Source organism: Frankia sp. CoBUL1 (genome assembly GCF_978021245.1).
The window spans coordinates 1-3,367 of record NZ_CDXDOS010000321.1 but is presented as its reverse complement, the minus strand read 5'-3'; the positions used below and the strand labels follow the sequence as shown (position 1 = coordinate 3,367).

At 67.1% G+C, this 3,367-nt stretch carries 4 protein-coding genes and 2 pseudogenes; 1 reads left to right on the top strand and 5 read right to left on the bottom strand.

What is annotated here, in order from left to right; genetic code table 11:
- Positions 1–216: 216 nt before the first annotated feature.
- The 4 genes and pseudogenes from AC08OX_RS16250 to AC08OX_RS16235 form a co-directional block, all read right to left on the bottom strand.
- On the bottom strand, positions 217–597 hold the full coding sequence (locus AC08OX_RS16250) for a type II toxin-antitoxin system death-on-curing family toxin (RefSeq protein WP_476608593.1): 381 nt from the start codon (positions 595–597) through the stop codon (positions 217–219).
- On the bottom strand, positions 594–755 hold the full coding sequence (locus AC08OX_RS16245; protein WP_235187236.1) for a hypothetical protein: 162 nt from the start codon (positions 753–755) through the stop codon (positions 594–596). The genes AC08OX_RS16250 and AC08OX_RS16245 overlap by 4 nt, the downstream gene beginning before the upstream one ends.
- A 689-nt stretch (positions 756–1,444) precedes the next feature.
- A pseudogene (locus AC08OX_RS16240) lies at positions 1,445–2,584 on the bottom strand (IS701 family transposase); the annotation flags it as partial.
- A gap of 30 nt (positions 2,585–2,614) precedes the next feature.
- Positions 2,615–2,914, bottom strand: a pseudogene (locus AC08OX_RS16235) (zinc ribbon domain-containing protein); the annotation flags it as partial.
- Here AC08OX_RS16235 and AC08OX_RS16230 point away from each other — a divergent pair.
- The gene (locus AC08OX_RS16230) at positions 2,847–3,122 is read left to right on the top strand and encodes a hypothetical protein (protein WP_175455954.1); all 276 of its coding nucleotides are present in this window, start codon (positions 2,847–2,849) and stop codon (positions 3,120–3,122) included. The pseudogene AC08OX_RS16235 and the gene AC08OX_RS16230 sit on opposite strands and share 68 nt — an antisense overlap.
- 52 nt (positions 3,123–3,174) lie before the next feature.
- Here the strand turns inward: AC08OX_RS16230 and AC08OX_RS16225 are convergent, their stop codons facing one another.
- Entirely contained in the window at positions 3,175–3,348 is a 174-nt protein-coding gene (locus AC08OX_RS16225; protein ID WP_476608594.1) for a zinc finger domain-containing protein, read from the bottom strand.
- Positions 3,349–3,367: the final 19 nt, after the last annotated feature.

The window sequence follows — 3,367 nt, the reverse complement described above, 5'->3', positions numbered from 1 at the left end:
GCCCTGGGCGAGAAGGGCACATCTTCCGCAACATCGCAGGCATGTCCCCGGCAAATTTGCTGGCGTGTAGGCGGTGGCGAGGTGAGCTGTTCGCGCACGATCCTGACAGCGGAAGATGGCCGTACTGCACGCCACTGGTCACAGCGGCCATCAGCCGTCAGAACGGACCGAGGAACCCCAGGGCAGACATGCGGCGTACGCGACGGCCATGGGTCCTCACCGACGCCTCCGGGTCGCCCCTTCAAGGATCTTGGTGATGTCCTCGACGGAATCGTGGACACCGGACGCGATGCTCATCACGAGGTCGTAGGCCTCGTCGTTGGTCAGCGTCAGGCGACGGCCGTTGACACCGTAGAAGGCGATCAGACCGGCAAGGGCGAGCCGCTTGTTCCCGTCGACGAGGGCATGGTTGCGAGCCAGTGAATGCAGGAGCGCGGCGGCCTTGCCGTCAAGAGAGGGATAGGCGTCCCGGCCGAACACCGTCGCCCGCGGGCGCGCGAGAGCGGATTCGAGCAGGCCGTGGTCCCTGACCACCGGATCGGAACCGATGGCCCGCTCGGCGATGTACAGCAGTTCGCGAAGCGTCAGGTAGATCATTCGCCGAGCCAGCGGAGCGCCTCGGCGTACCGCGGCAGCTCCTCGTCCAGCACCTGATCCAGCAGTTCCGCCCGGCTGTGTGCCTCGATGTACTCCCGGATCGCCTCCCGGGCGATCTCCTGCATCGACCGCTGTTCCAACTCCGAACGCAGACGCAAAGCCTCTGCCTCGTCATCCGTCAAGCGCAGTGTCATCGCCACCACCCGACGGTATCACCGCTGATACCGCCACTGGGACTCGTGCCATGGTCGCGACGCCCGGTTCCTATCCGATCTTCTTGGCGTTCGCATCGCCGTGTAGCCGGACCGCCGGATCTTCGCGTGGACGGGCTCGACGGAAACGGTCGGGCCGTTGACCTGCAGGTTTAGGTTCGCATTAGTGCTGGTTTGGTGCACTCACCGACGCCAAAGAAGATCGACATATGCCATAACCTGCGGCTTGACTACCCAATGGGGCGGTCTGCAACCAGCGAGGCCGATGGCTGCAGTACATCGACCTGCGACTGTGGGTTCGAGTCTTGTTGGGTCGACCCCAGCCGCGCTTGATCATAAGGTCCATGCCTCGCCCACCAGCGAGTGTTGCGCGAGTTGCACCGCTCGGCCGCCGCATCACCGGCGTCGTCGCGCCGGGCGCACCCTTCCCCTCACGGCAGACTCGGAGATCCAGGAGGATCAGCCCGGGGCGAGGCGCGCTGTCCGTTAGCCGATACTAGTAGGACTTCGTTAGGTGACTCCGGATAGGTGTTGTGTGACGGTGGGTGTGTGGGTGAAGGGTCGTTGGCAGGTGGGGCAGGCGCCGGTCCAGACGGCGGGCAGGGCCTGGAGGGTGCGGAGGACTCCGTAGAGGGTCAGGCCGGCGCAGGGACTTTTGGGGTTCGTCTCAGCTGGGTGCAGAGTGCTTGGGCGATGCTGACGAGGGTGACGTGGTGGTGCCAGCCGGTGAAGGTGCGTCCTTCGAAGTGGTCGAGGCCGAGGCCGTCTTTGAGTTCGCGGTAGTCGTGTTCGATCCGCCAGCGGATCTTCGCGAGGCGGACAAGATCGCGCAGGGGGATGCCGGTGGGCAGGGTGGACAGCCAGTAGTCGGTGGGTTCGGGCTGGCCGGGGGGCCATTCGGCGAGCAGCCAGCAGGCGGGCAGGCTCCGGTCGGGGTTACGGGTGATGTTCCGGCCCGCGGGGCGGACCCGGAGCGCGAGGAAGCGGGACCGCATCCCCACCGTCGGGTTGGCCGGGGTCCGGTGGGTGCCGTGACGCCAGGTCACAGACCGGCCGGCGCGGCGGCCGACGGCCATGACCAGGGATTTCAGATCGCGGGGCGGGTCGGGGTAGGCGGGTGTGGGCCGCCGGCTGTTTCCCGGGTAGGGGGCGGTGACCGGCACCGCGTCGGCCGGGTAGGCGGTCGCGGTCGGCTTCACCGCCAGCACGTAGGGGATGTTCCGGTCGGTCAGCCCCTGGCGGAACTCGGCGGCGTCGCCGTAGCCGGCGTCCGCCACGACCGGCCGCACAGGCATGCCCCAGCCGGCCAGTTCGTCGATCATGTCCAGGGCGAGCCGCCATTTCTCCCGGTGCCGCGCCTTGTCGGGGATCGCGGCCCGTTCCCGCCGGGCCCGGGCGGCGGCGACCTCGGTCGGGTCGGTCAGGGTGGTGTCGTCCCAGGAGGTCGGGAGGAACAGCCGCCGGTCCACCGCGGCCGACGCCCAGTCGGTGACCGCGTGCACCGACACCCCGATCTGACAGTTACCGACCTTGCCCAGGGAGCCGGAGTACATCCGGGCCACCCCCGGCGACGCCGGCCCGTCCTTCGGGAAACCGGTGTCGTCCACGACCAGCGCGACCGGATCGAGGAACCCGGCCGCCCAGCCGGCGAGGCGCCGCCGGACCTGGCGGTAGTCCCAGGTCGAGCTGGTCACGAACTGCTGCAGCTGCTGAGGGTCCACACCGAGGCGGGCGGCCATCGGGACCATGCTCTTGCGCTTGCCGTCGGTCAGCAGCCGTTGCATAAGAGCGCCCGATAGCGGCGCTCATGCCGCCTCACCTTGCGGTGAGGCACTCCCGGTCTGACCGGCCGGAGCCGTGCCGGGTTCCCGTTTCCCAGCCGCCCGCCCCGCGGACGGGGTCTTACGGTCGGCTCCACGGGCGTTTACTGTCTCCGACGTACTGGCGGCGACGAGGTTGGACAGGTTGACCGCGGCGTTCAGGTCGCGGTCGCCTACCAGCCCGCAGGACTGGCAGGCGAGGATACGGTCCGACAGGGTGAGGCCTGGGTTTCGCCAGCCGCAGTCGGAACAGGTCTTCGAGCTTGGATACCAGCGGTCCGCGACACAGAAGTTCCAGCTCGCCCTGATGAACGGCCAAAAAATCCAGATGAAAACGACGGAATCCGCACCCGATGAATTAACCGAGGACGAAACAGCAGCATCGGTGGCCAGCCGCCCCCAGGACGCCGGCGGCCTCCAACACACGATCCATATTCTCGAAGGAGTAGCCGCAGACGGCAAAAATTGGATCCGCCGCATCGAGTCCGCATGACTATTCTCGGAATTCGCACATCATGCAAAATTCATCAGGCCGAGACTGGCAGCTACGACGCTCCGCGCCATGGAAATCGAGGATGGGTCTCCTCCATCCACTCGCGGAAGCGACGGACCCGCTCCTTATGGTTCGCTTTTCGGGGCTTCATGGCATCCGTGCACGGGCCTGACTCAGGAGCACCACACTTTGGGCACACAACGAGCCTGGCCCGCTCGACGGTCACCGGATCAGACGGGGACCCG

What these genes read in the sequence shown, in the direction of transcription:
- AC08OX_RS16250 (WP_476608593.1), bottom strand. Translation starts at nt 597, where the DNA reads ATGATCTACCTGACGCTTCGCGAACTGCTGTACATCGCCGAGCGGGCC.